A 25,955-nucleotide genomic window follows, 5' to 3' on the forward strand; every position below is an offset into this window, starting at 1 on the left:
AAAATTAAAAGTCCCTTCCCTTAAACTATTGCCGAGTAAAAGGGAATTGACTTTTCAAACAAACAAACTAAATATATTAACGTATAAATCCTACTGCAATAGTATTATTGGTTTGAGGATTGATTAAGATAAAAGCTCCATTCTTTTTATTCAAATAATAGGAGTCCATAAAAATTGGCATTGCCAACTTGATTTGTACATCGGCAATCTCATTCAATTTTATTTCATTTGCCACGAAAGGCTTTGTTGGATTTTCTGGTGGAATAATTGCATCTATTTGTTGTAGTTTACAAACTGATTGTCGCGTACCCGCTTGAATGACATACTTACCTCCTGATGTTGCTTTATTTTCATCTAACCAAACAATTGTTGCATCAATCTCTTTTTGCAATAAATGTCCTTGATCTTCTGCAACCATCATCATCCCTCTACTTACATCTATATCATGTTGTAATCGCAACTGTATAGACTCTCCCGCTATTGCGCTAGAAAGTGTGTCTTTAAATTTTCTAATCTCAATTACTTTACTCTTTAAACCTGAAGGTAAAATTGTAATCTCATCATTTAAATTGACCGTTCCACTGATTATAGTCCCTGTGTAAGAACGATAATCTACAAAATCTTGATTCTGTACATGCAAAACTTGCTGCACATCCATTCTGAAAACTTCATTTTCTATTGCATTATCTTCTATACTATGTAATAAATTAGATAATGTATCTCCATTGTACCATGGCATTGACTGAGATGATAAAACAACATTATCTCCTTTTAATGAACTAATTGGTATAATTTCTATTTTTTGATTTTGTACTGGAAATTGTTTAACCATTTTTTGAATTTCTGATGCTATTTGTAAAAAAACATCTTCATCATAGTTTACTAAATCCATTTTATTAATACAGAATACTACGGTATGCAATCGTAACAATCTACTTATAAAATAATGGCGATGCGTTTGCTCTAGTAAACCTTTACGGGCATCAATCAAGATAATAGAAACTTGTGAATTTGATGCTCCTGTAACCATATTCCTAGTATATTCAATATGACCCGGACTATCGGCAATAATAAATTTTCGACTAGCTGTCGCAAAATAAATATGAGCTACATCAATTGTAATTCCTTGTTCTCTTTCTGCAATTAATCCATCTGTAATCACCGAAAAATCTAAATCTTGCAATCCTTTTTCAAATGTTTTTTTCTCAATTAGTGCTTCTTGTTCTGTTGTAAGTGCATGACTATCGTATAGTAAACGACCAATCAAAGTACTTTTCCCATCATCAACACTTCCTGCTGTATTTATCCTAAGTAAATCCATTAAAAATATCCTCCTTTTTTTCTTTGCTCTAACGCTGCTTCTGATCTTTTATCATCTATACGTGCACCACGTTCTGATGATTTTGAGGCCTTATTCTCATCTATTACTGCTTCAATCGTATTTGCTTCCGACAATAATGCTGCTGTACAGGTCATATCGCCTACTGTTCTAAAACGTACAATCTTATCTATAATCTCATCACTTTCAACTAAATTAAGATGGTCTGAAAATGCTAAATAAGTACTGTCTCTAAAAACCAATTTTCTTGAATGTGCAAAATAGATGTTGGGTAATGTCAATTCTTCTTGCTTAATATAATGCCATACATCCTCTTCTGTCCAATTGGAAATTGGAAATGCACGGACATTTTCTCCAAAATTAATTTTACCATTTAATATTGTAAACATTTCTGGTCGTTGCTTTTTTGCATCCCATTGTCCAAAATCATCTCGAACGGAAAAAATTCGCTCTTTGGCTCTTGATTTCTCTTCATCTCTTCGCGCACCACCCATACAAGCATCAAAACCAAATTCTTCAATAGCATCCAATAACGTTACTGTTTGTAATGCGTTACGACTGGCATATTTACCACTTTCTTCTGTTGCTTTATTTTGATCTATAGAATCCTGAACATATCGAACAATTAATTCAACACCGAGTTCTTTTACCAATTCATCTCTAAAGGATATTGTTTCAGGAAAATTATGCCCTGTATCAATATGCAAAAATGGAAATGGAATTTTTGCTGGATAAAAGGCCTTTTGTGCTAATCGTGCTAGTGTAATGGAATCTTTCCCTCCAGAAAACAACAATACTGGTTTCTGAAATTGCGCTACTACTTCACGAATAATATAAATACTTTCATCTTCCAAAGTACTTAAATGTCTATTTCTTCTCTCTTTCATACTAATTATTCTTATCCGATTGTATATGCAGTCCGCATTCTTTTTTTCCATTTTCCCACCACCATCGGCCTGCTCTAAAATCTTCTCCTTTTTCTAGTGCTCTTGTACAAGGTGCACAACCTATACTTAGGTATCCTTTTTTATATAAACTGTTTATAGGTATTCTATATTCGTCCATAAAATGTTCTACTTCTTCTAATGAATAATTCAATAATGGATTGAATTTAATTAGTTGAAAACTTTCATCCCATTCCAAAAATGGCATAGATTCTCTATTTGTCGATTGTTCTGCTCTTAATCCAGTAATCCATAAGTTAGCTCCTTCTAAGGCTCTTTTTAATGGCTTAACCTTTCTTATTCGGCAACATTCTTTTCTATTTTCTATACTTTGATAGAAACCATTAATTCCTACATTATTCACATAGTTTCTAATATCTTCTTCTTCAGGGAAAAATGTAGCTATTTCTAATAATGGATATTTATTGAGTGTTTTATGAAATACTTCATATATTTCATTGAATTGTCTTCCTGTATCTAATGTAAAGACATTAACCGCTGAAACATAGGGATACAAAACATGGGTTAGCATTTGGTCTTCAATACCAAATGAGGTCGAGAAAACTTTTCTACCTTCTACTTTTTCCAAAACAAAAGAAATCATTTCGTCTATTGTTTTTCCTTCTAAAGCTTTATTCCATTCTTGTATTTGCTCTTTTATCATTTTCTTGTCAATTTAGACCATGCTCTTTCATGTAAATAATACAACAACATTTTTGAAAGCACTTCAACACTTCCTATTGAAAAAGCAATCTTCACACTTCCAGTCAAAATATAGGAAATGATCATAGTATCAATAGTTCCTACAATCCTCCAAGTCACTGCTTTTATTGCAGAAATCTTTGGGCTATCTTTAATATTTTTAACGCTTTTTGTTTTTATCAAGTCTATTATCATACCGTTTCATTATCTTTTTTCAAATATACTATTAGTCTATAGAAATACTAGATTAATTTGTGAAAAAATTTTGTTACAGCAATGTTAAATCATATAACGACTTACCTTCTAACACTTTAAGTGTATTATCTCTTACCTCAATCATTAATTTATTTAATGTACAAGCATCTTCACTTGGACAGTCATCACATTTTTCGTAATAATTTAAACTTACACATGGCAACATGGCAATTGGTCCGTCCAATAGTCTAATTACTGAAGCCACCGTAATTTCAATAGCTGGTTTCAGTAAATAATATCCACCACCTTTACCTTTTTTAGATCCAACTACTCCTATTTTCTTCAATTCAAGTAAAATACTCTCCAAGAATTTTTTAGAAATCCCTTCTTTCTCTGAAATTTCAGATATCAATATAGGCATTGATTTATCTTGACGGGCAAGATAAATCAATGCTTTTAATCCATATTTAGTTTTTTTAGACAGCATTATGCTTTTGGTAAAAATATTTCAGCCATCATACAACGCGCGCTTCCACCACCACAAGCTTCAATAGTATCTAAGCTAGAACTTAGAATTTCACAATGCTTTTCTAATAATTTTATTTGTGCAGGAGTCAAGCTTTGATGTGCAGATGCACTCATGATTAAATATCTCTTGTCATCTGCTCCACGAACTTCCAACATATTCCCTGCAAAGTTGTTTACTTGTGCTTCAGTAATAGAAATAACTTCTTTTCCATCTGCTTTCAAATTATCCACAACCATTTTTCGTTCTTTTTTATCATCTATACTTTCCAGACAAATAACGGCAAACGTTTCACCAAGACACATCATTACATTGGTATGATATATCAACTTGCGTTGGTCTTCTACTGACTGGAATGCTTCAAAAATAACTGGAGTATATTCAAAATCTTCACAGAATTCAATAAATAACTCTTCGTCTGCTCTAGGTGATAAGGCACAATATGCTTTTTGATTGGTACGGTCTAAAAGTAAACTTCCAGTTCCTTCCAAAAAGAAACCATCTTCTTCAGCAGAAGTATAATCTACAATATTGTGGATTACAAAACCTTCTTCTTCCAATAAATCTAATATATCTTCACGACGCTCTAAACGACGATTCTCTGCAAACATAGGGTATAGTGCTACATCTCCATTTTCATGAAATGAAATCCAGTTATTTGGAAAAATAGAATCTGGTGTATCTGGACTTACTGTGTCATCTACAACAATAACATTTACACCTACTGCCCTTAACTTCACTACAAAAGCATCAAATTCTTCTTGCGCTTTAGCATTTACTGTAGCAGGTAAAAGATTGTCTAATACTTTTTGATAGTAATTATTTACGGCAGTCTGTTCATTCATCCTAAAAGCTACAGGGCGAATCATTAGAATTGAGTTTGTAGTTTGTTTCATCTTTATATACATTAGATGAATAACATAAAGGTATTCATCATTTTATTATTTCGTTTTAGTCTCTGATTAAAGGTAATGTTGAGCATCTCAATAATCCTTCTTGCTTCGATATTTCAGCATATGGAATTTCTTCCACAGTAAAACCTTGTTCTCTAAGCCAATTATTTAATCGTGTAAAGTTCTTTTCTGAAACCACTACATCTGGAGCAATAGAGAATACATTTGAATTCATATGATACATTTCATCACGTTCAATATGAAACAAATTATCTTTTCCAAATAGGTTCACTAAGAACATATAATCTGCTTCTTCACGGAAACCGCTCTTGTAGATTATTCCTTTATTTTTTCCAACTGGTTGAAAACAACAATCCAAATGTAAGGCATTATCTCTAGCTTCAATCTTTGATTTCACTAGGTCAAATTCTTTTACAATTTTATCTGGAAATAATGATCTTATAAATTCTACGCCTTCCATATTTGTACGGGCCGTGATATAATCTTTATAGTCACTCCCTTTATAGGTTCCAATAAAGATATAATCATCCCATAACATTACATCACCTCCTTCAATATGAACTTCTTCAGGTGGTTTTACAACGTTACTAGGTTTTATCTGGTCGACAACATATTGTATCGCCTCTAATTCTTTTTCACGATCTGGAAGAATATTCGCTTTAATAAAAATATTATCAATTACAAATCCTATGTCTCTACAAAAGATTTGATTGCAATTTTCAATAATTTCAGGACGATATACTTTAACATCGTATTTTTCAAAAACAGCATTAAAAGCTTCCATTTCAGGAATCATATCTTTTTCTAAAGGGTATGTTCCTGCTAAAATATGTTCTAGCGACTTTGGATCATAGGCTTCTGCTGCTGTAGGAGTTGGCCCATTACTCACTGCTGTCCCTAATACGACTGCTCTTAATCTTGATGTTTCGTTTTTTACATTTATTGGTAACATAGCTTATGGCTTTTGGCAAATATAAAAAAAAAGCCTCACGATTTGTGAAGCTTTCCTATATTATAATACTAAAGTAAAATTATCTTTTATCAATAGTTTTAAATTCTCTTAAATTATAGCCAGTATACACTTGACGTGGACGTCCTATTGGCTCTTTATTTAATCTCATTTCTTTCCATTGTGCAATCCAACCTGGTAAACGACCGATAGCAAACATTACTGTAAACATCTCAGTAGGAATACCTAACGCTCTGTAAATAATTCCAGAATAGAAATCTACATTTGGATATAAGTTTCTTGCTTTGAAGTATTCATCTTCCAAAGCTGCTTTTTCAAGTTTCTTAGCAATATCTAAAATTGGATCTTCAACTCCTAATGTAGCTAATACTTCATCTGCTGCTTTCTTAATGATTTTCGCTCTTGGATCGAAGTTTTTGTAAACTCTATGACCAAAGCCCATCAAACGGAAAGGATCTTCTTTATCTTTTGCTTTTGCTAAATATTTATCTGCATCTCCTCCATTTTTAGCAATTTCCTCAAGCATTTCTAAAACTGCTTGGTTAGCTCCTCCATGAAGTGGTCCCCATAAAGCTGAAACACCTGCAGAAATGGAAGCAAATAAACCTGCATGCGACGAACCAACAACTCTTACAGTAGATGTAGAACAGTTTTGTTCGTGATCTGCATGAAGAATAAACAATTTATCTAATGCATCTGCAATTACTTTATTTGTTGTGTAAGGTCCTGTAGGCAATGCAAACATCAAGTTTAAGAAGTTTTCAACATATCCTTTTGTATTATCGTAATAATTCAATGGGAAACCTTCTTTTTTTCTATACGTCCAAGTTGCTATTACAAGGAATTTACCCATTGTTTTACAAACTGCATCGTACATTTCTTTTTCATTCTCAACATTTACCGGCTTAGGGTTGAATGCTGTTAATGCACTTGTTAATGAAGCCAAGACACCCATCGGATGAGCTGTTTTTGGAAAACCATCAATGATGTTTTTCATTTCTTCATTCACTAAAGTATATTTGCGAATATCGTTCTCGAATTTCTCTAATTCAGTTTTAGTTGGTAGTTCACCAAAAATCAACAAGTATGATACTTCTAGGAAGTTCGCTTTTTCAGCTACATCTTCGATTGAGTATCCTCTGTATCTAAGGATTCCTTGTTCCCCATCTAGGTAAGTGATTTCGCTTTTACAAGACCCTGTATTTTTATATCCTGGATCTAAAGTAATAGCACCCGTTGCACCACGTAATTTATCGATATCGATAGCAACTTCATTTTCAGTACCTACTAAAATAGGAAACTCATATTTTTTGCCATCAATTTCTAATATTGCTGTTTTTGACATGTTTTTATTAGGAATTAAATCTGTTTAAATTTTGTACTGCGAATTTATGAAAATTAACACGAATTATAAAGTAAAATCCACAGCTATTTCGTTAATATTATTATAAAAATTTAGTTAAAAACAGGTGATTACCACCGATTTAAAAATTTTATAGCAATAATAATTATACTATTTTATTTTAAATGCTTTTTCTTTAGGAAAATAGGCAATATCACCTAATTCTTCTTCAATTCTTAACAATTGATTGTATTTTGCCATACGATCACTTCTTGAAGCTGAACCTGTTTTAATTTGACCTGTATTCAATGCTACAGCTAGGTCAGCAATCGTTGTATCTTCTGTTTCACCAGAACGATGTGACATAACGGATGTATATCCTGCATTATGAGCCATATTAACTGCTGCAATCGTTTCTGTTAATGTTCCAATTTGATTTACTTTAATCAGAATTGAATTTGCTATACCTCTTTCAATTCCTTCAGATAGACGCTCAACATTTGTAACAAACAAATCATCTCCAACTAATTGAACTTTGTTACCTACTTTATCAGTAAGGTATTTCCATCCATCCCAGTCATTTTGATCCATCCCATCTTCAATAGAAATAATTGGATATTTCTGCGTTAATTCAACTAAGTAATCTGCTTGTTCTTCTGATGTTCTAACTTTCCCTTTATCTCCTTCAAATTTCGTATAGTCATACTTCCCATCCACATAAAATTCTGCCGCAGCACAATCCAAAGCAATCATCACTTCTTCTCCAGCTTTATAACCCGCATTTCCAATTGCTTGAATAATTGTTTCTAAAGCATCTTCAGTTCCTTCTAATGTTGGCGCAAAACCTCCTTCATCTCCAACAGCAGTACTTAATCCTCTATCATGTAATACTTTTTTCAAATGATGGAAAATTTCAGTCCCCATTTGCATTGCATGTGTAAAATTATTTGCTTTCACAGGCATGATCATAAATTCTTGGAATGCGATAGGTGCATCAGAATGAGAACCTCCATTGATGATATTCATCATTGGAACCGGTAAAGTATTTCCACTCACACCACCCACATATCTGTATAACGGAAGGCCTAGTTCATTTGCCGCTGCTTTTGCTGCTGCCAAAGAAACTCCTAGGATTGCATTAGCACCCAAGTTTGCCTTATTTGGTGTTCCATCTAAATCAATCATAATACGATCGATTAAATTTTGTTCGAAAACAGAAACCCCTAATAAATTTTCAGCTATTGTAGTATTTACATTTTCAATTGCTCTTGAAACTCCTTTACCCATATAAGGCTTCCCACCATCTCTCAACTCAACCGCCTCGTATTCACCTGTTGAAGCTCCAGAAGGAACTGCTGCTCTACCTAAAATACCATTTTCGGTAACTACATCAACTTCAATAGTAGGATTTCCTCTTGAATCAAGAATTTGTCTTGCGTGAATTTTAATAATAATGCTCATGTTTATTGTATGATTTGTTATCGCTTAAAGCTTAATTTTTTGAAATGTATAAAATTATATTGTATATAAAAATTATAATTGGTTAAATTAACGCATCATTAAAACTCAATCGTTTTAGCTTAATAAATTATTAACTTTTAGCATACACAGCACCAATTATAGATTTATGAAATCTAGGTTACTGGTTTGCAGTTTTAATATTTTCAATAAACTGATCAAACAAATAAGATGAATCATGTGGTCCAGGGCTTGCTTCTGGGTGGTATTGAACTGAAAAACAATTCTTACTTTTCATCTTCATTCCAGCTACTGTATGATCATTCAAATGAACATGTGTAATTTCGAAATCAGGATGTGCTTGAGCTTCCTCTTTATTCACAGCAAAACCGTGATTTTGAGAAGTAATTTCACCTTTTCCTGTTACTAAATTTTTAACAGGATGATTTATCCCTCTATGACCATTAAACATTTTATAAGTAGAAATACCATTAGCCAAAGCTATAATTTGGTGTCCTAAACAAATTCCAAATAATGGTTTATTGTTTTCTAATATCTGTTTTGCCACCTCTTGTGCTCCAAAAAGAGGATCTGGATCTCCAGGTCCATTGGATAAGAAATAACCATCTGGATTAAAAGAAGCTAATTGCTCATAAGTAGAGTCAAAAGGAAATACTTTGATGTAACAATCTCTTTTGGCTAAATTTCTAAGGATATTTTTCTTAATTCCTAAGTCAAGCGCTGCAATTTTATATTTTGCATTCTCCTCTCCATAGAAATACGGTTCTTTTGTTGAAACTTTTGAAGCTAATTCTAGCCCTTTCATATCTGGCACTTTAGCCAATTCAGCTTTAACTTTATCTAGATTATCAACATCTGTAGTTATAGCTGCATTCATAGCACCATTGTCTCTTATATAGCTTACAAGAGCTCTTGTATCTACATCGGATATAGCAACTAAGTTTTGTTTGATAAAATAATCTTCTAAACTCTCAGTAGCTCTATCGCGAGAATAGTTGAAGCTAAAGTTTTTACAAACCAAGCCTGAAATCATTATTGAGTTTGATTCAACTTCTTGGTCATTTACTCCATAATTCCCAATATGGGGATTTGTAGTAACCATAATCTGACCAAAATAAGAAGGGTCAGTAAAAATTTCTTGATAACCAGTCATCCCAGTATTAAAACATACTTCTCCAAAAACGGTACCTTCAATTCCAATTGATTTCCCGTGGAAAATAGTACCATCACTTAATAAAAGTATAGCTTGATTACGATTTGTGTACTTCATGTAAAAGTTATTATTGTGTTGTTGTTTAAACAAGTAATTATTGATTCATTATGTTTATTAATTTTTGAATCAATTGCTTTTAAAACTAAGCCATGCTTATATAAGGGATTTTAAAAACACCTTAATTTTGCAGTAAAGTTTTGCAAATTTAATCCAAAAAAAAAGGATAAACTAAAAAAAGTTTATCCTTTATATTATGAATATCATTTGTTCATGATTACTCAGTAGCTTCAGTTTTATCAGAAGAAGTTTCAGCTGCTGGAGCTTCGGCAGTGCCTTCAGCTTTTTTAGCTTTACCACCACGACGGCTTTTTGCTTTTTTAACTTCTTTTTTACCACCAGTGTAAAGTTCGTTAAAATCTACAAGCTCGATCATTGCCATATCAGCGTTATCCCCTAAACGATTACCTAATTTGATAATACGAGTATAACCACCTGGACGATCACCTACTTTAGCAGCTACGTCTCTGAATAAATCAGTTACAGCATACTTACTTCTAAGGTAAGCGAAAACGATACGTCTGTTGTGAGTAGTATCTTCTTTTGATTTTGTAATCAAAGGCTCTACAAATTGCTTAAGAGCTTTTGCTTTAGCAACAGTGGTATTAATACGCTTGTGCTCAATTAAAGAACAAGCCATATTAGCTAACATAGATTTTCTATGTGCTGTCTGTCTGCTTAAATGATTGAATTTTTTTCCGTGTCTCATTGCTATCTACAATTTAAACCTAATAGGTTTAGATTATTCTTTATCTAATTTATATTTAGCTAAATCCATTCCGAAATGTAAGTTCTTTACAGCAACAAGCTCATCAAGCTCAGTTAAAGATTTCTTACCGAAGTTACGGAATTTCATTAAGTCATTTTTGTTGAATGATACTAAGTCGCCTAATGTATCAACTTCAGCCGCTTTTAAACAATTTAATGCTCTTACAGACAAGTCCATATCAACAAGCTTAGTTTTAAGCAATTGTCTCATATGTAATGATTCTTCATCATATGATTCAGTCTGAGCAATTTCGTCAGCCTCAAGTGTTATTCTTTCATCAGAAAACAACATGAAATGGTGAATTAATGTTTTTGCAGCTTCAGTTAAAGCATCTTTCGGATGAATAGAACCATCAGTTTTGATTTCAAAAACTAATTTTTCGTAATCAGTTTTTTGCTCAACACGGAAGTTTTCAATTGTATACTTCACATTCTTTACCGGAGTAAAGATTGAGTCCGTAAAAATTGTTCCAATTGCTGCATTCTGTTTTTTGTTTTCTTCTGCAGGAACATATCCTCTACCTTTCTCGATAGTCAACTCAAGATTAAGATTAACCTTACTGTCTAAATTACAAATAACTAGCTCTGGATTTAGAACTTGGAATCCTGAAATAAATTTTTGAAAATCACCAGCAGTAATTTGATCTTTACCAGAAATAGAAATCGTAACCACCTCGTTGTCAACATCTTCTATTTGACGTTTAAAACGAACTTGTTTAAGATTAAGTATAATTTCGGTAACATCTTCAACTACTCCAGGAATAGTAGAAAATTCATGATCAACACCTTCAATACGAATAGATGTTATTGCGTATCCTTCTAGTGCAGAAAGTAAAACTCTTCTAAGTGCATTACCAACAGTCAATCCGTAACCAGGTTCTAAAGGTCTAAATTCAAATTTACCTTCAAAATCGGTTGAATCGATCATGATAACTTTATCGGGCTTCTGAAAATTAAATATTGCCATATTTCGACTAATGTCAATTATTATTTAGAATACAATTCTACGATTAGTTGTTCTTTGATGTTTTCTGGAATTTGAAGTCTAGCTGGTACAGAAACAAAAGTACCTTGCTTAGTATCGTTATTCCATGTTATCCATTCGTATACATGACTTGAATTAGATAAAGATCTTTCAATAGCATCAAGTGATTTAGATTTTTCACGAACTGCTACTACGTCGCCAGGTTTTAAGTGGTAAGAAGGAATATTCACAACTTCACCATTTACTGTTACGTGTCTGTGAGATACAGTTTGTCTTGCAGCTCTTCTAGAAGGAGAAATACCCATTCTATACACTACGTTATCTAATCTAGCTTCACATAGTTGTAAAAGAACCTCACCAGTAACACCTTTGCTACCGTTAGCTTTTTCGAAAAGGTTTCTAAATTGACGCTCTAAAATTCCGTAAGTGTACTTCGCTTTTTGCTTTTCCATTAACTGAATTGCGTATTCAGATTTTTTACCTCTCTTTTTAGCCATTCCGTGCTGCCCTGGAGGGTAATTTCTTTTTTCAAATGACTTATCGTCACCGAATATAGCTTCGCCAAATTTACGAGCTATTTTAGTTTTTGGACCAGTATATCTTGCCATTTCTAAAAATTTAAAAAAGGTAGGCGATTATGAATTCAGGTCAAATCCTCCGATAATCTATTACCTACCTAGGTTATACTATAATTATACTCTTCTTCTTTTCGGAGGACGACATCCGTTGTGAGGAAGTGGAGTAACATCAATAATTTCTGTTACTTCAATACCACCGTTATGTAAAGATCTAATAGCAGATTCTCTACCATTACCTGGACCTTTAACATAAACTTTCACTTTTTTAAGTCCTGCTTCTAGAGCAACTTTACTAGCATCTTCTGCTGCCATCTGAGCTGCATACGGAGTGTTCTTTTTAGAACCTCTGAAACCCATTTTACCTGCTGAAGACCAAGAAATAACTTCACCTTTTTTGTTAGTCAAAGAAATGATGATGTTGTTAAAAGTTGCACTAATATGAGCTTCGCCAGTTGATTCAACAACAACTTTACGCTTTTTTGTATTCGCTTTTGCCATACTATTACTTATTATTTAGTTGCTTTTTTCTTGTTTGCAACTGTTTTTCTTTTACCTTTTCTTGTTCTAGAGTTGTTCTTAGTTCTTTGACCTCTCAATGGAAGTCCTGATCTATGACGGATTCCTCTATAACATCCGATATCCATTAAACGTTTGATGTTTAAAGAAATTTCTGAACGTAGTTCTCCCTCAATTTTGAAAGATGATACAGCTTCACGGATATTTCCGATCTCATCATCATTCCAATCTTGAACTTTTTTATCTTCACTAACTTGAGCTTTTTCTAAAATCTCTTTAGCTCTGCTTCTACCTACTCCGAAGATATAAGTTAAAGCAATGATACCTCTCTTGTTTTTTGGTATATCTACCCCTGCTATTCTTGCCATAACTATCCTTGTCTTTGTTTAAATCTAGGATTCTTTTTATTAATTACGTACAATCTCCCTTTTCTACGCACAATGATGCACTCGGGACTTCTTTTTTTAACTGATGCTCTTACTTTCATTTTAATAGCCTTTAATATCTATAAGTAATTCTTGCTTTAGACAAATCATAAGGGCTCATTTCTAGTTTAACTTTATCACCAGGTAATAATTTAATGTAATGCATACGCATTTTTCCAGAAATATGAGCGATTACAATGTGCCCGTTCTCTAACTCTACACGGAACATCGCATTTGACAATGCTTCAATGATTGATCCGTCTTGTTCTATTGCTGACTGTTTTGCCATAAAAATTAAGCTACTGCTTTTCTATTTTTACCACTTTTCATCAAGCCGTCATAGTGTCTGTTCAACAAATAAGAATTAATCTGCTGAATAGTATCTATAGCAACTCCAACCATAATCAACAATGATGTACCTCCATAAAACAATGCCCAAGAGGATTGAACCCCCATAAGACTAACGATAATTGCTGGGAACACAGCTATTAAAGCCAGAAATAAAGATCCTGGGAATGTGATTAATGACATGATCTTATCTAAGAACTCTGAAGTATCGATTCCAGGCTTAATTCCCGGGATAAATCCTCCACTTCTCTTTAAATCGTCAGCCATTTTATTTGTAGGTACTGTAATTGCGGTGTAAAAGTAAGTAAAAACAATGATTAATAATGCAAAAACTAAATTATACTGCCATCCAAATATATTTTGGAATGCTGAAGTAACTGATTTTGCAGTATCAGAAGTTGATAATCCAGCAACAGCGGCAGGTATAAACATAATTGCCTGTGCAAAAATAATTGGCATAACCCCTGAAGCATTAAGCTTTAAAGGAATCCATTGTCTGTTACCTTGTTCAAAATCTCCCGTTACGGTACGTCTTGCATACTGTACTGGTATTTTTCTTACTGCCATAACTAGAAGTATACAAGCGATGATAATCAACAGCCATATAATAACTTCTATAACAATCAACATAGGTCCACCGTTGTTTTCTGTTACTCTTGAAGAAAATTCTTGAATAAATGCTTGAGGCATTCTAGCAAGGATTCCCACCATAATTAACAATGAAATACCGTTACCGATACCTTTATCAGTGATTTTCTCACCTAGCCACATAGCAAATATTGTACCTGTAACTAAGATCATAACTGATGAAAACAAGAATGAAAAAGAACTGAAACCTAATAAAAAGGCGTCACTTGGTAATGTTCTATAAAGATTATAGATATAACCAGGTCCTTGAACTAAAGTAATCCCTATGGTTAACCATCGTGTAATTTGGTTCATTTTCTTTCTACCACTCTCCCCATCTTTTTGTAGTTTTTGTAGGTAAGGAACCGCGATTCCCATCAACTGAACAACAATAGAAGCAGAGATGTATGGCATAATACCCAATGCAAATACAGATGCCTGCGAAAACGCACCACCTGTAAATACATCGATTAACCATCCAATCCCTTGATCGGTTTGATTTGATAAATTTTGCAATTTAGTCGCATCAATTCCTGGTAGAGTTACTTGAGCACCAAAACGATAAACTAAAAGTAGACCTAAAGTAATTAGAATTCTATTTTTTAATTCTTCAATTTTCCAAACATTGGTTAGTGTTTCAATAAATTTCTTCATCTTGGTAGAATAGATTATAATACTACTGCTTCACCTCCAGCCGCTTCGATAGCAGCTTTTGCAGTGGCAGTAAATTTATGAGCAGATACCTTCAATTTTGCTTTCAATTCTCCTCTTCCTAAAATCTTTACGATTTCATTCTTAGTTGCTAAACGGTTAGCTACAAAAACTGTCATATCAACAGTATCAGTAATTATTCCATTGTCAACTAATAATTGAAGAGTGTCAAGATTAACTCCTTCGTATTCTTTACGATTGATGTTCTTGAAACCAAACTTAGGTACACGTCTTTGTAATGGCATTTGACCACCTTCAAAACCTATCTTTTTAGAATAACCTGAACGAGATTTAGCTCCTTTGTGACCTCTTGCAGAAGTACCACCTTTACCAGAACCTTCACCTCTACCAAGTCTTTTATTCTTATTGTGTACTGACCCTTCAGCTGGTTGTAAGTTATTTAAATTCATAACTATAATTGTTATTTAGTTTCTTCAACAGAAACTAAGTGTTTAACTTTATTTACCATTCCAAGGATAGGAGAAGTTGCTTCATGTTCAACAACCTGACCTAGTTTACGAAGACCTAAAGCTTCAAGAGTTCTCTTTTGTGTAAGAGGACAGTTGATTTTGCTTTTTACTTGTGTTACTTTTATCTTTGCCATAATATCCTTGAATTAACCTTTAAAAACTTTTTCTAAAGAAACACCTCTTTGTTTTGCAATAGTAACTGCACTTCTCATTTGCAATAAAGCATCAAAAGTTGCTTTTACTACGTTATGAGGGTTTGATGAACCTTGAGATTTTGATAATACATCGTGAATACCTACTGCTTCAAGCACTGAACGAACAGCACCACCAGCGATAACTCCTGTACCATGAGATGCAGGAATCAATAATACACGTGCACCACCAAACTTACCTTTTTGTTCATGAGGAACAGTTTGACTGTCAAGAGGAATTTTAACTAAATTTTTCTTAGCGTCTTCTACTGCTTTAGCAATAGCTTCAGATACATCTTTAGATTTCCCTAAACCGTGACCTACCACACCGTTTTCGTCACCTACAATTACAATAGCAGAAAAACCAAAAGCTCTACCTCCTTTTGTAACCTTAGTAACACGGTTTACATTCACCAAACGGTCTTTTAATTCAAGACCACTTGGTTTTACTAACTCTACGTTTTTGTATTTATGATACATAATTTCTTAGAATTTAAGTCCAGCCGCTCTAGCGCCTTCTGCTAATGATTTAACACGACCGTGATATAAATAACCTCCTCTATCGAAAGTAACATTTTCTATCCCAGCTTTCAAAGCCTTTTCTGCTATTAGTTTACCTACAGCAGTTGCAGTTTCGATGTTTGTACCTTTTGTTCCACTTACTTCTTTTTCACGAGAAGATGCAGCTACTAACGTAACACCATTTGCGTCGTCTATGAGTTGAGCATAGATTTCTTTGTTACTTCTGAATACAGAAAGTCTTGGTTTTGCAGCAGTACCGCTTACAATCTTTCTGATTCTGAACTTGATTCTCTGTCTTCTTTCAGATTTTGTTAATGACATAATCTTATTTTTTAAGCTGATTTACCTGCTTTTCTTCTTAATACTTCGCCAACAAATTTAACACCTTTTCCTTTGTATGGTTCAGGTTTGCGGAAACCTCTAATCTTCGCCGCTACTTGACCTAAAAGTTGTTTGTCTAAAGAAGTTAACTTTACGATTGGATTTTTACCTTTTTCTGAAATAGTTTCTACAACTACTTCTGATGCAACTTCTAGAACAATATTGTGAGAATATCCTAAAGCTAAATCAAGTTTTTGACCTTGATTTGATGCTCTATAACCTACTCCTACAAGCTCTAATTGCTTAGTAAAACCTTCTGACACACCAATAATCATATTATTGATTAAAGATCTGTATAAACCATGTTTTGCTCTCTCATCTTTATGATCAGATGATCTTTCAACAATAACTTGACCTTCTTCAACTTTTACAGTAATATCTACGATATTTTGCGTAAGTTGACCTAATTTTCCTTTTACTGTAACAACAGCATCTTTAACTTCTACAGTTACGCCAGCAGGAATTACAATTGGATTTTTACCTATTCTTGACATTGTTAAGTCTTTTAATTAGTATACGTAACAAATTACTTCACCACCAACATTTAATTGCCTAGCTTGTTTTCCAGTCATCAAACCTCTTGATGTAGAAACAATAGCAATACCTAATCCATTAAGGATTCTTGGTAAGTTAGAAGCACCAGCATACTTACGCAAACCTGGTTTACTAATTCTTTGGATATCTTTAATTACTGACTCTTTAGTATCTTTATCATACTTCAAAGCTATTTTGATAGTACCCTGAACAGAGTTATCATCAAATTTGTAACTTAAAATATATCCTTGATCAAATAAGATCTTCGTTATTTCTTTCTTAAGATTAGAAGCTGGAATCTCCACCACTTTGTGGTTAGCTCTCACGGCATTTCTAACTCTTGTCAAATAATCTGCAATAGGATCTGTGTACATTTCTATTAATTTGCGGTCTTGGTTTTCAGCATACTATATGCTGAACCTTAGACCAATTTATAATTTTTTTTACCAGCTGGCTTTTTTCACTCCTGGTATCAATCCTTGATTTGCCATCTCACGGAAAGTTACACGTGAAATACCGAATTGACGCATATACCCTCTTGGTCTTCCAGTAAGCTTACAACGATTGTGTAAACGTACCGGCGAAGCATTTTTAGGTAATTTTTGTAATGCCTCATAATCTCCAGCTTCTAATAAAGCTTTTCTTTTTTCAGCATACTTTTCTACCGTTTTTTGTCTCTTAACCTCACGGGCTTTCATTGATTCTTTAGCCATATCTTAATTCTTTTTAAAAGGTAATCCTAATTCCGCTAATAATGATTTTGCTTCTTTGTCTGTTTTAGCAGACGTTACAAAGGTAATATCCATTCCTGAAATTTTGTTAACTTTATCAATATCAATTTCTGGGAAAATGATTTGTTCCAAAACTCCAAGGTTATAATTACCTCTTCCATCAAAACCAGTTGCTTTAATTCCTCCAAAGTCTCTTACACGTGGTAATGAAGATGTAATCAATCTATCAAGAAATTCATACATTCTCTCTCCACGTAAAGTTACTTTTGCTCCAATTGGCATTCCTTTTCTCAATTTAAAAGACGCAACGTCTTTCTTAGAGATTGTTGAAACTGCTTTTTGGCCAGTAATTTTAGTCAACTCATCAACAGCATAGTCAATTAGTTTCTTATCAGATACTGCTGCACCAACTCCACGGCTCAAAACGATTTTTTCCAATTTAGGAACTTGCATTACGTTTTTGTAACCGAATTCTTCTTTAAGAGCAGAAATTACTCTGTTCTTATATTCATCTTTTAGTCTAGGTATATAAGCCATCACTATAGTACTTCTTTAGATTTTTTTGAAAATCTTACTTTCTTATCTCCTTCAATTTTAACACCTACTCTAGTAGTTTCCTTAGTTTTAGGATCTATTAGAGAGATATTTGAAATATGAATAGGAGCTTCTTTCTTAACGATACCACCTTGAGGGTTTTTTGCACTCGGTTTCATGTGTTTTGAAACTTGGTTTACACCTTCAACAATCGCTTTATTTTTCTCACGATATACTCTTAAAACTTTACCTTCAGAACCTTTATGGTCTCCAGCAATAACTCTAACGATATCTCCTGATTTTATTTTTAGCTTTATCATCATAAAAAGGATTAAAGCACTTCAGGTGCTAATGATACAATTTTCATGAATTGTTTTTCACGAAGTTCTCTTGCTACTGGACCAAAAACGCGAGTACCTCTCATCTCACCAGTTGCGTTTAACAATACACAAGCATTGTCATCGAATCTGATATAAGACCCATCGGCTCTTCTCACTTCTTTTTTAGTACGTACAACAACTGCAGTAGATACTTGACCTTTCTTAACGTTTCCGTTAGGAGTCGCGTCTTTAATAGATACTACAATTTTATCTCCAACTGAGGCATAACGTCTTTTCGTTCCTCCTAATACACGGATAGTTAAGACTTCCTTAGCCCCCGTGTTATCTGCTACTTTTAGTCTTGATTCTTGTTGTACCATAATTACTTCGCTCTTTCAATGATTTCAACTAATCTCCAACATTTAGATTTACTTAAAGGACGTGTTTCCATAATCCTTACTGTATCTCCAATATTACAGTCATTTGTTTCGTCGTGTGCAACATATTTCTTAGTTTTTAACACGAACTTACCGTATAATGGGTGTTTTACTTTTCTTACTTCGGCAACTACAATAGATTTCTCCATTTTGTTACTAGTAACTACACCAACTCTTTCTTTTCTTAAATTTCTTTTTTCCATCTTTCAGCAGAATACAATTATTGTAACTCTCTTTTGCTTAGTTCAGTGGCTACTCTAGCAACAGATCTTCTAACACCTCTAATTTGAAGTGGGTTCTCAATTGGAGAAATAGCGTGAGCTATTTTTAGGTCGGCATATGTCTTCTTTAACTGACTAAGTTTTTCTTGCAACTCAGCTGCAGATAGATCTTTTATTTCTGATTGTTTCATAATAATAATTGATTATGCTTCGAAATCTCTAGCAACAATAAACTTAGTTTTTACTGGAAGTTTTTGTGCTGCAAGACGCAAAGCTTCTTTTGCAACAGACAAAGGTACTCCTCCAACTTCAAACATAATTCTTCCAGGTTTAACAACTGCAGCCCAAAATTCAACTGCACCTTTACCTTTACCCATACGTACCTCAAGAGGCTTCTTAGTAATAGGTTTATCTGGGAATATTTTAATCCATAATTGACCTTCTCTTTTCATGAAACGAGTAGCAGCGATACGTGCCGCCTCGATTTGACGAGAAGTAATAAAAGATGAATCTAAAGATTTAATTCCAAACATTCCATTTGAAAGTTCATGTCCTCTTTGAGAAATGCCTTTCATTCTACCCTTCTGTACCTTACGGTATTTTGTTCTTTTAGGCTGTAACATTTTTTCTTTAGTTTAAATAATTACTTTCTTTTGCGAGAGTTTGGTTTGTTGTTAGATTTGCTTGGAGCTCCTCCACCATTTCCTTTGGATTGTTTTTTATCCATACCAACTAATGGAGAAAGATCTCTTTTTCCATAAACCTCACCTTTCATGATCCACACTTTGATACCCATTCTACCATAAGTAGTATGTGCTTCAGCAAGTGCATAATCAATATCAGCTCTGAAAGTAGATAGAGGAATTCTACCTTCTTTGAACATTTCTGAACGTGCCATTTCAGCACCGTTCAAACGACCAGAAATTAAAACTTTGATACCTTCTGCGTTCATACGCATTGCAGCAGCAATAGCCATTTTAATTGCTCTTCTGTATGAAATACGACTTTCAATTTGACGAGCAATACTAGTACCTACTAAGTAAGCATCTAGTTCAGGTCTTTTAATTTCAAAGATGTTGATTTGAACCTCTTTGTCAGTAATTTTTTTAAGTTCTTCTTTTAACTTGTCTACCTCTTGGCCACCTTTCCCGATAATAATACCAGGACGAGCAGTAGTGATAGTAACGGTTACAAGCTTCAAAGTACGCTCAATAATTACTTTCGATACACTAGCTTTTGATAAACGAGCGTGGATATACTTTCTGATTTTATGATCTTCGGCAAGTTTATCACCGTAATCATTTCCACCATACCAGTTTGAATCCCATCCTCTGATGATACCAAGGCGATTTCCAATTGGATTTGTCTTTTGTCCCATACTGTTTATTAATTGCTTTGTGTGTTATTAATAGATCCTAACACGATCGTTACGTGGTTAGAACGTTTTCTTATTCTGTGTGCACGACCTTGAGGTGCTGGTCTTAGTCTTTTCAACATCATACCACCATCTACTCTGATCTCTTTTATAAACAAGCCTGCTTCTTCCATATTAGCTTCGCTGTTTTTTGCTTGCCAGTTAGCAATTGCAGATAACAACAATTTTTCTAATTTTCTTGAAGCTTCTTTAGTACTAAATCTTAAAATATTTAGTGCTCTTTCAACTTTCTGACCTCTTACCAAGTCTGCTACTAAGCGCATTTTTCTAGGTGAAGTAGGGCAGTTATTCAACTTTGCAAAAGCAATCTGCTTATTAGCTTCTTTAGTCTGCTCTGCTCTTTCTCTTTTACGAACTCCCATAGCTTCTTATTTTTTACCTTTATTTTTTGCTCCAGCGTGACCTCTAAAAGATCTTGTTGGTGAAAACTCTCCTAATTTGTGTCCTACCATGTTTTCTGTAACGTAAACTGGTACAAACTGACGACCGTTATGAACTGCAATAGTCTGTCCAACAAAGTCTGGAGTAATCATAGAAGCTCTAGACCAAGTCTTTACCACTCCTTTATTACCAGTTTCAATGTTTACTTGAACTTTCTTATCTAATTTATAATGAACAAAAGGTCCTTTTTTTAATGAACGTGCCATACCTTACTTATTATTTCTTTCTACGTTCTACGATATACTTATTACTCGGGTTTTTCTTAGAACGAGTTCTATAACCTTTAGCTGGTATTCCATTTCTTGAACGTGGATGTCCACCAGAAGAACGGCCTTCTCCACCACCCATTGGGTGATCGACAGGATTCATAGCAACAGGTCTTGTTCTAGGTCTTCTACCTAACCATCTTGATCTACCTGCTTTACCAGACACAACCAATTGATGATCTGAATTAGAAACAGCTCCAATTGTAGCCATACAAGTTAACAAGATTAATCTTGTTTCTCCAGAAGGCATTTTGATTGTAGCATATTTTCCATCTCTTGCCATTAATTGAGCAAAAGTTCCAGCACTACGAGCAATAGTTGCTCCTTGACCTGGTCTTAACTCAATACAAGAGATCACAGTTCCTAAAGGAATTCTGCTTAAAGGTAATGTATTACCAATTTCTGGTGCAGCCTCTGGTCCTGAAACCACAGTCTGACCAACTTTCATACCATTTTGAGCGATAACGTAAGTTTTCTCACCATCTACATAAGCTAATAAAGAAATAAAAGCTGTACGGTTTGGATCATACTCAATAGATTTTATAACAGCAGGAATTCCCACTTTAGTTCTTTTAAAATCTACGAGACGATATCTCTGCTTGTGACCACCACCCGTATAACGCATGGTCATCTTTCCTTGACTATTTCTACCTCCAGAGTTTTTTTTCGGCGCCAACAAAGAGCGTTCCGGCTTATCAGTTGTAATAGCGTCAAAACTATTCACAACTCTAAATCGCTGACCTGGGGTAATAGGTTTTAATTTTCTTACTGACATTTTTCTAGTCTAGATATTGTTGTAAAAATCAATTGTTTCTCCTTCTTGTACTTGTACAACTGCTTTTTTATAAGCATTTGTCTTTCCATTGATCAAACCACTTTTAGTGAATTTTGTAGTTCTATCTGCTCTATAGTTCATTGTATTTACATTCACAACAGAAACTCCATAAGCTGCCTCAATAGCATTCTTAATCTGAATCTTGTTTGCTTTTTTATCTACAACAAAACCAAAGCGGTTAAAAACTTCACTTTCTTTGGTTATTTTTTCAGTTATTATAGGTTTTATTATAATACTCATGGCCTATTATTTGCTTAAATTTGCTTCAATTCCTTCTAAAGAACTCTCTAAAAGAACTAAGTTATTCGCATTTAAAATTGCGTAAGTACTTAATTCTGAGCCACTTACTACGTTAGAAGCTTTTAAATTGCGTGACGACAAATATACATTTTTATTTGATTCACCCAACACAAATAGAGATTTTTTATTTTCTAACCCTAAAGCTTTCAAAACGTTAATGAAATTTTTAGTGTTTGGAGTCTCAAAATTAAAATCTTCAAGCACTATTAAATTTGACTCTTTTGCTTTGATTGCGAAAGCAGATTTTCTAGCTAAACGTTTCAAGTTTTTATTCAATTTGAATGAATAACTTCTTGGTCTAGGCCCGAACACTGTTCCACCACCCTTGAATAAAGGGTTTTTTGCACTACCGGCACGAGCTGTACCAGTACCTTTTTGCTTCTTAATCTTACGCGTACTTCCCGCTACTTCAGCTCTTTCTTTAGCTTTGTGAGTACCTTGTCTTTGATTTGCTAAATATTGTTTAACATCAAGATATACTGCGTGATTATTAGGCTCAATTGCGAATACTGAATCAGAAAGAGTGATCGTTCTGCCAGTTTCTTTTCCGTTGAAATCTAAAACTTTTACTTCCATTACTTCTGAATGATTACATAAGAGTTTTTGTGTCCAGGAATACACCCTTTAACAACAAGTAAGTTCTTATCAGAAACTACTTTTAAAACTCTAAGGTTTTGAATTGTTACATTGTCGCCTCCCATTCTTCCAGCCATACGCATTCCTTTGAATACTCTAGATGGATAAGATGATGCTCCTACAGAACCTGGTGCTCTCAAACGGTTGTGTTGACCGTGAGTTGCTTGTCCAACACCACCAAATCCGTGACGTTTAACAACCCCTTGAAAACCTTTACCTTTTGATACTCCCTGAATATCTACAAATTCACCTTCTAAGAATACATCAACAGTGACAACATCACCTAATTTGTGTTCGTTCTCAAAACCTTGGAATTCAACGACTTTTTTCTTCGCAACAGTTCCCGCTTTTTTAAAGTGACCTAAAGCCGCTTTTGTGGAATGTTTCTCTGTTTTGTCATCGAAACCAAGTTGTAACGCTTCGTACCCGTCAACCCCTTTGGTTCTGACTTGGGTAACAACGCATGGTCCAGCTTCGATTACTGTACAAGGAATATTTTTCCCGTTTTCATCAAAAATGCTAGTCATGCCGATTTTTCTACCAATTAACCCAGACATATTAAACTAATTATTAATTACTAATTATACTTTGATTTCTACTTCAACTCCGCTTGGTAATTCCAATTTCATAAGAGCATCAATCGTTTTAGATGATGAACTGTAGATATCTAACAATCTCTTGTAAGACATTACTTCAAATTGCTCTCTAGATTTCTTGTTAACGTGTGGAGAACGTAATACAGTGAAAATCTTTTTGTGTGTTGGTAATGGAATTGGTCCCGTTACTACTGCACCTGTACTTTTTACAGTTTTTACAATCTTCTCAGCAGATTTATCTACCAACATGTGATCGTAAGATTTTAATTTTATTCTGATTTTTTGACTCATTTTCTTAAAATTAAGCGTTTCCTTTTGCTTTCTTAATAACCGCTTCTGAAATATTAGAAGGCGTTTCTTGATAGTGTGAAAATTCCATTGTTGAAGTCGCTCTACCTGAAGACAATGTTCTCAAAGTAGTTACATATCCAAACATTTCTGATAGAGGCACATCTGCCTTAATAGTTTTTGCACCATTTCTATCTCCCATGTCGTTTACTTGACCTCTACGACGGTTAATATCACCAACAATATCACCCATATTTTCTTCTGGCGTAATCACTTCCATTTTCATGATTGGCTCAAGAATTACAGCTCCAGCAGCTTTAGCTACTTCTCTATAACCCATTTTTGCCGCTAATTCGAAAGAAAGCGCATCAGAATCCACAGGATGGAAAGATCCATCAGTTAAAGTTACTTTTAAACTATCTACTTGGTATCCTGCTAAAGGACCAGTTTTCATAGCTTCACGGAAACCTTTTTCTACAGATGGTATATATTCTTTAGGAACATTCCCTCCTTTTACAGCATTAATAAACTGTAAACCTACAGGTACTTTTCCATCAACTTCGTCAGCTGGCTCAAGTGTAAATACGATATCACCGAATTTACCACGACCTCCTGATTGTTTTTTGTATGTTTCTCTGTGTGTAGCAGATCTTGTAAATGCTTCTTTGTATTCAACTTGAGGCTCACCTTGGTTCACTTCAACTTTAAATTCACGTTTCATACGATCTACCAAGATATCTAAGTGAAGCTCACCCATACCTGATATAATCGTTTGACCTGAAGCTTCATCTGTTCTTACAGTAAACGTAGGATCTTCCTCAGCTAATTTAGCTAAAGCCATACCCATTTTATCAACGTCTGCTTTTGTTTTTGGCTCAATTGCAATACCAATTACTGGAGCAGGGAATTTCATACTTTCAAGAATGATTGGGTGTTTTTCATCACACAATGTATCTCCAGTTTTAATATCCTTAAATCCAACAGCAGCTCCAATATCACCAGCCTCGATGAACTCGATTGGGTTTTGCTTGTTCGCGTGCATTTGGTAGATACGAGAAATTCTTTCTTTATTTCCTGAACGTGTATTCAAAACATAAGAACCAGCATCAAGACGTCCTGAATAAGCACGGAAGAAAGCTAAACGACCTACGAATGGGTCAGTCGCAATCTTAAATGCCAAAGCAGCAAACGGCTCTTTTACATCTGGTTTACGTAATATTTTTGTTTGATCTTCTTCTAGTAAATCAGCATCATCAGGATGAATTCCTTCGATACCTTCTTTATCCATTGGAGATGGTAAATATTTACAAACTGCATCCAACATAAATTGAACACCTTTATTTTTAAAAGAAGAACCAGCAATCATAGGTATGATAGCCATATCAATAGTCGCAGCTCTTAAAGCTACATTGATTTCTTCTTCAGTAATAGAATCTTCATCTTCCATGAATTTCTCTAACAGATTCTCATCATAATCAGCTACTGCTTCAATAAGAATTGATCTGTATTCTTTCACTTCTGCAATCATATCCTCAGGGATAGGCACAATATCAAAAGTAGCTCCTTGAGTAGCGTCATGCCAAACAATCGCTTGGTTTTTCACTAAATCAACAACTCCTTTGAAATCATTTTCTTCACCAATTGGTAAAGTAATAGCAACAGCGTTAGATTTTAACATATCTCTAACTTGCTGACATACTTTCAAAAAGTTAGATCCTTGTCTGTCCATTTTATTAACGAATCCCATACGTGGAACTCTGTATTGATCTGCTAATCTCCAGTTTGTTTCTGATTGTGGCTCAACACCATCAACAGCACTAAACAAGAAAACCAACCCATCAAGTACACGTAAAGAACGATTTACTTCTACAGTAAAATCTACGTGACCCGGGGTATCAATGATATTAAAATGGTAAGGTAATGTTTCTGGCAATGGTTTACCTTGCTCTGTAGGGAAACCCCACTCACAAGTTGTAGCAGCAGAAGTAATTGTAATACCTCTTTCTTGCTCTTGAGCCATCCAGTCCATAGTTGCTGCACCATCGTGCACCTCACCTAACTTATGTGATTTTCCAGTATAAAACAGAATACGCTCAGTTGTTGTTGTTTTACCAGCATCAATATGAGCAGCAATTCCAATGTTTCTTGTATATTTTAAATCTCTAGCCATTTCTTAAA

Annotated in this window: 40 protein-coding genes; all 40 read right to left on the reverse strand. The window is 34.2% G+C overall.

All coding sequences use genetic code 11. The features are described 5' to 3' along the window. Positions 1-76 precede the first annotated feature (76 nt). The gene (locus P6733_RS14095) at positions 77-1,321 is read right to left on the reverse strand and encodes a sulfate adenylyltransferase subunit 1 (RefSeq protein ID WP_306353573.1); all 1,245 of its coding nucleotides are present in this window, start codon (positions 1,319-1,321) and stop codon (positions 77-79) included. Next, positions 1,321-2,226 (reverse strand): sulfate adenylyltransferase subunit CysD, encoded by a 906-nt coding sequence (cysD, locus tag P6733_RS14100; protein ID WP_306353574.1) that lies wholly within the window; start codon positions 2,224-2,226, stop codon positions 1,321-1,323. The genes P6733_RS14095 and cysD overlap by 1 nt, the downstream gene beginning before the upstream one ends. A gap of 1 nt (position 2,227) precedes the next feature. After that, complete coding sequence (locus P6733_RS14105) at positions 2,228-2,944, reverse strand: phosphoadenylyl-sulfate reductase (protein WP_372339306.1); 717 nt, start codon at positions 2,942-2,944, stop codon at positions 2,228-2,230. Then, positions 2,944-3,180 (reverse strand): DUF2061 domain-containing protein, encoded by a 237-nt coding sequence (locus P6733_RS14110; protein WP_306353576.1) that lies wholly within the window; start codon positions 3,178-3,180, stop codon positions 2,944-2,946. Before P6733_RS14110 ends, P6733_RS14105 begins: the two co-directional genes overlap by 1 nt. Before the next feature lie 73 nt (positions 3,181-3,253). After that, positions 3,254-3,667: an RrF2 family transcriptional regulator gene (locus tag P6733_RS14115; protein WP_306353577.1), complete on the reverse strand. Its 414-nt coding sequence runs from the start codon at positions 3,665-3,667 to the stop codon at positions 3,254-3,256. Continuing rightward, positions 3,667-4,602 carry a citrulline utilization hydrolase CtlX gene (gene ctlX, locus P6733_RS14120; protein ID WP_306353578.1) on the reverse strand — a complete coding sequence of 312 codons (936 nt, stop codon included), beginning with the start codon at positions 4,600-4,602 and terminating at the stop codon, positions 3,667-3,669. Before ctlX ends, P6733_RS14115 begins: the two co-directional genes overlap by 1 nt. A 55-nt stretch (positions 4,603-4,657) precedes the next feature. Continuing rightward, positions 4,658-5,572, reverse strand: a complete 915-nt coding sequence (locus P6733_RS14125) for a dimethylarginine dimethylaminohydrolase family protein (protein WP_306353579.1) — start codon at positions 5,570-5,572, stop codon at positions 4,658-4,660. A 79-nt stretch (positions 5,573-5,651) separates the two neighbouring features. Then, the gene (locus P6733_RS14130; protein ID WP_306353580.1) at positions 5,652-6,935 is read right to left on the reverse strand and encodes a citrate synthase; all 1,284 of its coding nucleotides are present in this window, start codon (positions 6,933-6,935) and stop codon (positions 5,652-5,654) included. A 168-nt stretch (positions 6,936-7,103) separates the two neighbouring features. Continuing rightward, positions 7,104-8,393 carry a phosphopyruvate hydratase gene (eno, locus tag P6733_RS14135; protein WP_306353581.1) on the reverse strand — a complete coding sequence of 430 codons (1,290 nt, stop codon included), beginning with the start codon at positions 8,391-8,393 and terminating at the stop codon, positions 7,104-7,106. Between the two features lie 178 nt (positions 8,394-8,571). Next, complete coding sequence (carA, locus tag P6733_RS14140) at positions 8,572-9,681, reverse strand: glutamine-hydrolyzing carbamoyl-phosphate synthase small subunit (protein WP_306353582.1); 1,110 nt, start codon at positions 9,679-9,681, stop codon at positions 8,572-8,574. Positions 9,682-9,898: 217 nt separating this feature from the next. Then, a complete protein-coding gene (gene rplQ, locus P6733_RS14145) occupies positions 9,899-10,390 on the reverse strand; it encodes a 50S ribosomal protein L17 (protein ID WP_306353583.1) in 492 nt (163 codons plus the stop codon). A 33-nt stretch (positions 10,391-10,423) separates the two neighbouring features. Next, the gene (locus P6733_RS14150; RefSeq protein ID WP_306353584.1) at positions 10,424-11,416 is read right to left on the reverse strand and encodes a DNA-directed RNA polymerase subunit alpha; all 993 of its coding nucleotides are present in this window, start codon (positions 11,414-11,416) and stop codon (positions 10,424-10,426) included. Between the two features lie 20 nt (positions 11,417-11,436). Further along, positions 11,437-12,042 carry a 30S ribosomal protein S4 gene (gene rpsD / locus P6733_RS14155; protein WP_306353585.1) on the reverse strand — a complete coding sequence of 202 codons (606 nt, stop codon included), beginning with the start codon at positions 12,040-12,042 and terminating at the stop codon, positions 11,437-11,439. An 84-nt stretch (positions 12,043-12,126) separates the two neighbouring features. Further along, positions 12,127-12,510: a 30S ribosomal protein S11 gene (rpsK, locus tag P6733_RS14160; protein ID WP_306353586.1), complete on the reverse strand. Its 384-nt coding sequence runs from the start codon at positions 12,508-12,510 to the stop codon at positions 12,127-12,129. 11 nt (positions 12,511-12,521) lie between these two features. Next, positions 12,522-12,896, reverse strand: a complete 375-nt coding sequence (rpsM, locus tag P6733_RS14165; RefSeq protein WP_306353587.1) for a 30S ribosomal protein S13 — start codon at positions 12,894-12,896, stop codon at positions 12,522-12,524. 2 nt (positions 12,897-12,898) lie between these two features. Further along, positions 12,899-13,015 carry a type B 50S ribosomal protein L36 gene (gene ykgO / locus P6733_RS14170; protein ID WP_072945378.1) on the reverse strand — a complete coding sequence of 39 codons (117 nt, stop codon included), beginning with the start codon at positions 13,013-13,015 and terminating at the stop codon, positions 12,899-12,901. 11 nt (positions 13,016-13,026) lie between these two features. Continuing rightward, the gene (gene infA / locus P6733_RS14175; RefSeq protein WP_007136545.1) at positions 13,027-13,242 is read right to left on the reverse strand and encodes a translation initiation factor IF-1; all 216 of its coding nucleotides are present in this window, start codon (positions 13,240-13,242) and stop codon (positions 13,027-13,029) included. Between the two features lie 5 nt (positions 13,243-13,247). After that, entirely contained in the window at positions 13,248-14,582 is a 1,335-nt protein-coding gene (secY, locus tag P6733_RS14180; protein WP_306353588.1) for a preprotein translocase subunit SecY, read from the reverse strand. Positions 14,583-14,596: 14 nt separating this feature from the next. After that, the gene (gene rplO, locus P6733_RS14185) at positions 14,597-15,049 is read right to left on the reverse strand and encodes a 50S ribosomal protein L15 (protein ID WP_306353589.1); all 453 of its coding nucleotides are present in this window, start codon (positions 15,047-15,049) and stop codon (positions 14,597-14,599) included. Positions 15,050-15,060: 11 nt separating this feature from the next. Continuing rightward, a complete protein-coding gene (gene rpmD, locus P6733_RS14190; protein WP_306353590.1) occupies positions 15,061-15,243 on the reverse strand; it encodes a 50S ribosomal protein L30 in 183 nt (60 codons plus the stop codon). A 12-nt stretch (positions 15,244-15,255) separates the two neighbouring features. After that, positions 15,256-15,780: a 30S ribosomal protein S5 gene (gene rpsE, locus P6733_RS14195; RefSeq protein WP_306353591.1), complete on the reverse strand. Its 525-nt coding sequence runs from the start codon at positions 15,778-15,780 to the stop codon at positions 15,256-15,258. Positions 15,781-15,786: 6 nt separating this feature from the next. Continuing rightward, complete coding sequence (gene rplR / locus P6733_RS14200) at positions 15,787-16,143, reverse strand: 50S ribosomal protein L18 (protein WP_306353592.1); 357 nt, start codon at positions 16,141-16,143, stop codon at positions 15,787-15,789. An 11-nt stretch (positions 16,144-16,154) separates the two neighbouring features. Beyond that, a complete protein-coding gene (gene rplF, locus P6733_RS14205; protein WP_306353593.1) occupies positions 16,155-16,697 on the reverse strand; it encodes a 50S ribosomal protein L6 in 543 nt (180 codons plus the stop codon). Positions 16,698-16,712: 15 nt separating this feature from the next. Then, positions 16,713-17,111: a 30S ribosomal protein S8 gene (rpsH, locus tag P6733_RS14210; protein WP_306353594.1), complete on the reverse strand. Its 399-nt coding sequence runs from the start codon at positions 17,109-17,111 to the stop codon at positions 16,713-16,715. Between the two features lie 69 nt (positions 17,112-17,180). Next, positions 17,181-17,450 carry a 30S ribosomal protein S14 gene (rpsN, locus tag P6733_RS14215; protein WP_306353595.1) on the reverse strand — a complete coding sequence of 90 codons (270 nt, stop codon included), beginning with the start codon at positions 17,448-17,450 and terminating at the stop codon, positions 17,181-17,183. A 3-nt stretch (positions 17,451-17,453) separates the two neighbouring features. Beyond that, complete coding sequence (rplE, locus tag P6733_RS14220) at positions 17,454-18,005, reverse strand: 50S ribosomal protein L5 (RefSeq protein ID WP_306353596.1); 552 nt, start codon at positions 18,003-18,005, stop codon at positions 17,454-17,456. 2 nt (positions 18,006-18,007) lie between these two features. Further along, complete coding sequence (gene rplX / locus P6733_RS14225; RefSeq protein ID WP_306353659.1) at positions 18,008-18,322, reverse strand: 50S ribosomal protein L24; 315 nt, start codon at positions 18,320-18,322, stop codon at positions 18,008-18,010. A gap of 11 nt (positions 18,323-18,333) precedes the next feature. Continuing rightward, positions 18,334-18,702, reverse strand: a complete 369-nt coding sequence (rplN, locus tag P6733_RS14230; RefSeq protein WP_306353597.1) for a 50S ribosomal protein L14 — start codon at positions 18,700-18,702, stop codon at positions 18,334-18,336. A 2-nt stretch (positions 18,703-18,704) separates the two neighbouring features. Continuing rightward, complete coding sequence (gene rpsQ / locus P6733_RS14235; protein ID WP_306353598.1) at positions 18,705-18,962, reverse strand: 30S ribosomal protein S17; 258 nt, start codon at positions 18,960-18,962, stop codon at positions 18,705-18,707. A 17-nt stretch (positions 18,963-18,979) separates the two neighbouring features. Further along, positions 18,980-19,171, reverse strand: coding sequence for a 50S ribosomal protein L29 (gene rpmC / locus P6733_RS14240; protein WP_108736921.1), 192 nt, complete (start codon positions 19,169-19,171; stop codon positions 18,980-18,982). Between the two features lie 12 nt (positions 19,172-19,183). Beyond that, complete coding sequence (gene rplP / locus P6733_RS14245) at positions 19,184-19,603, reverse strand: 50S ribosomal protein L16 (RefSeq protein WP_306353599.1); 420 nt, start codon at positions 19,601-19,603, stop codon at positions 19,184-19,186. Between the two features lie 20 nt (positions 19,604-19,623). Then, on the reverse strand, positions 19,624-20,358 hold the full coding sequence (rpsC, locus tag P6733_RS14250) for a 30S ribosomal protein S3 (protein WP_306353600.1): 735 nt from the start codon (positions 20,356-20,358) through the stop codon (positions 19,624-19,626). 8 nt (positions 20,359-20,366) lie between these two features. After that, positions 20,367-20,777, reverse strand: coding sequence for a 50S ribosomal protein L22 (rplV, locus tag P6733_RS14255; protein WP_306353601.1), 411 nt, complete (start codon positions 20,775-20,777; stop codon positions 20,367-20,369). Positions 20,778-20,783: 6 nt separating this feature from the next. After that, positions 20,784-21,062 (reverse strand): 30S ribosomal protein S19, encoded by a 279-nt coding sequence (gene rpsS, locus P6733_RS14260; protein WP_306353602.1) that lies wholly within the window; start codon positions 21,060-21,062, stop codon positions 20,784-20,786. Positions 21,063-21,072: 10 nt separating this feature from the next. After that, complete coding sequence (gene rplB, locus P6733_RS14265) at positions 21,073-21,897, reverse strand: 50S ribosomal protein L2 (protein ID WP_306353603.1); 825 nt, start codon at positions 21,895-21,897, stop codon at positions 21,073-21,075. A 9-nt stretch (positions 21,898-21,906) separates the two neighbouring features. After that, a complete protein-coding gene (rplW, locus tag P6733_RS14270; RefSeq protein WP_306353604.1) occupies positions 21,907-22,197 on the reverse strand; it encodes a 50S ribosomal protein L23 in 291 nt (96 codons plus the stop codon). 6 nt (positions 22,198-22,203) lie between these two features. Next, complete coding sequence (gene rplD / locus P6733_RS14275) at positions 22,204-22,833, reverse strand: 50S ribosomal protein L4 (RefSeq protein WP_306353605.1); 630 nt, start codon at positions 22,831-22,833, stop codon at positions 22,204-22,206. Further along, entirely contained in the window at positions 22,833-23,450 is a 618-nt protein-coding gene (rplC, locus tag P6733_RS14280) for a 50S ribosomal protein L3 (protein ID WP_306353606.1), read from the reverse strand. The genes rplD and rplC overlap by 1 nt, the downstream gene beginning before the upstream one ends. 24 nt (positions 23,451-23,474) lie before the next feature. Then, positions 23,475-23,780: a 30S ribosomal protein S10 gene (rpsJ, locus tag P6733_RS14285; protein WP_274782155.1), complete on the reverse strand. Its 306-nt coding sequence runs from the start codon at positions 23,778-23,780 to the stop codon at positions 23,475-23,477. Positions 23,781-23,790: 10 nt separating this feature from the next. Continuing rightward, positions 23,791-25,947 carry an elongation factor G gene (gene fusA / locus P6733_RS14290; RefSeq protein ID WP_306353607.1) on the reverse strand — a complete coding sequence of 719 codons (2,157 nt, stop codon included), beginning with the start codon at positions 25,945-25,947 and terminating at the stop codon, positions 23,791-23,793. Positions 25,948-25,955: the final 8 nt, after the last annotated feature.

The organism is Flavobacterium aerium (genome assembly GCF_030766725.1).
Taxonomy (GTDB): domain Bacteria; phylum Bacteroidota; class Bacteroidia; order Flavobacteriales; family Flavobacteriaceae; genus Flavobacterium; species Flavobacterium aerium.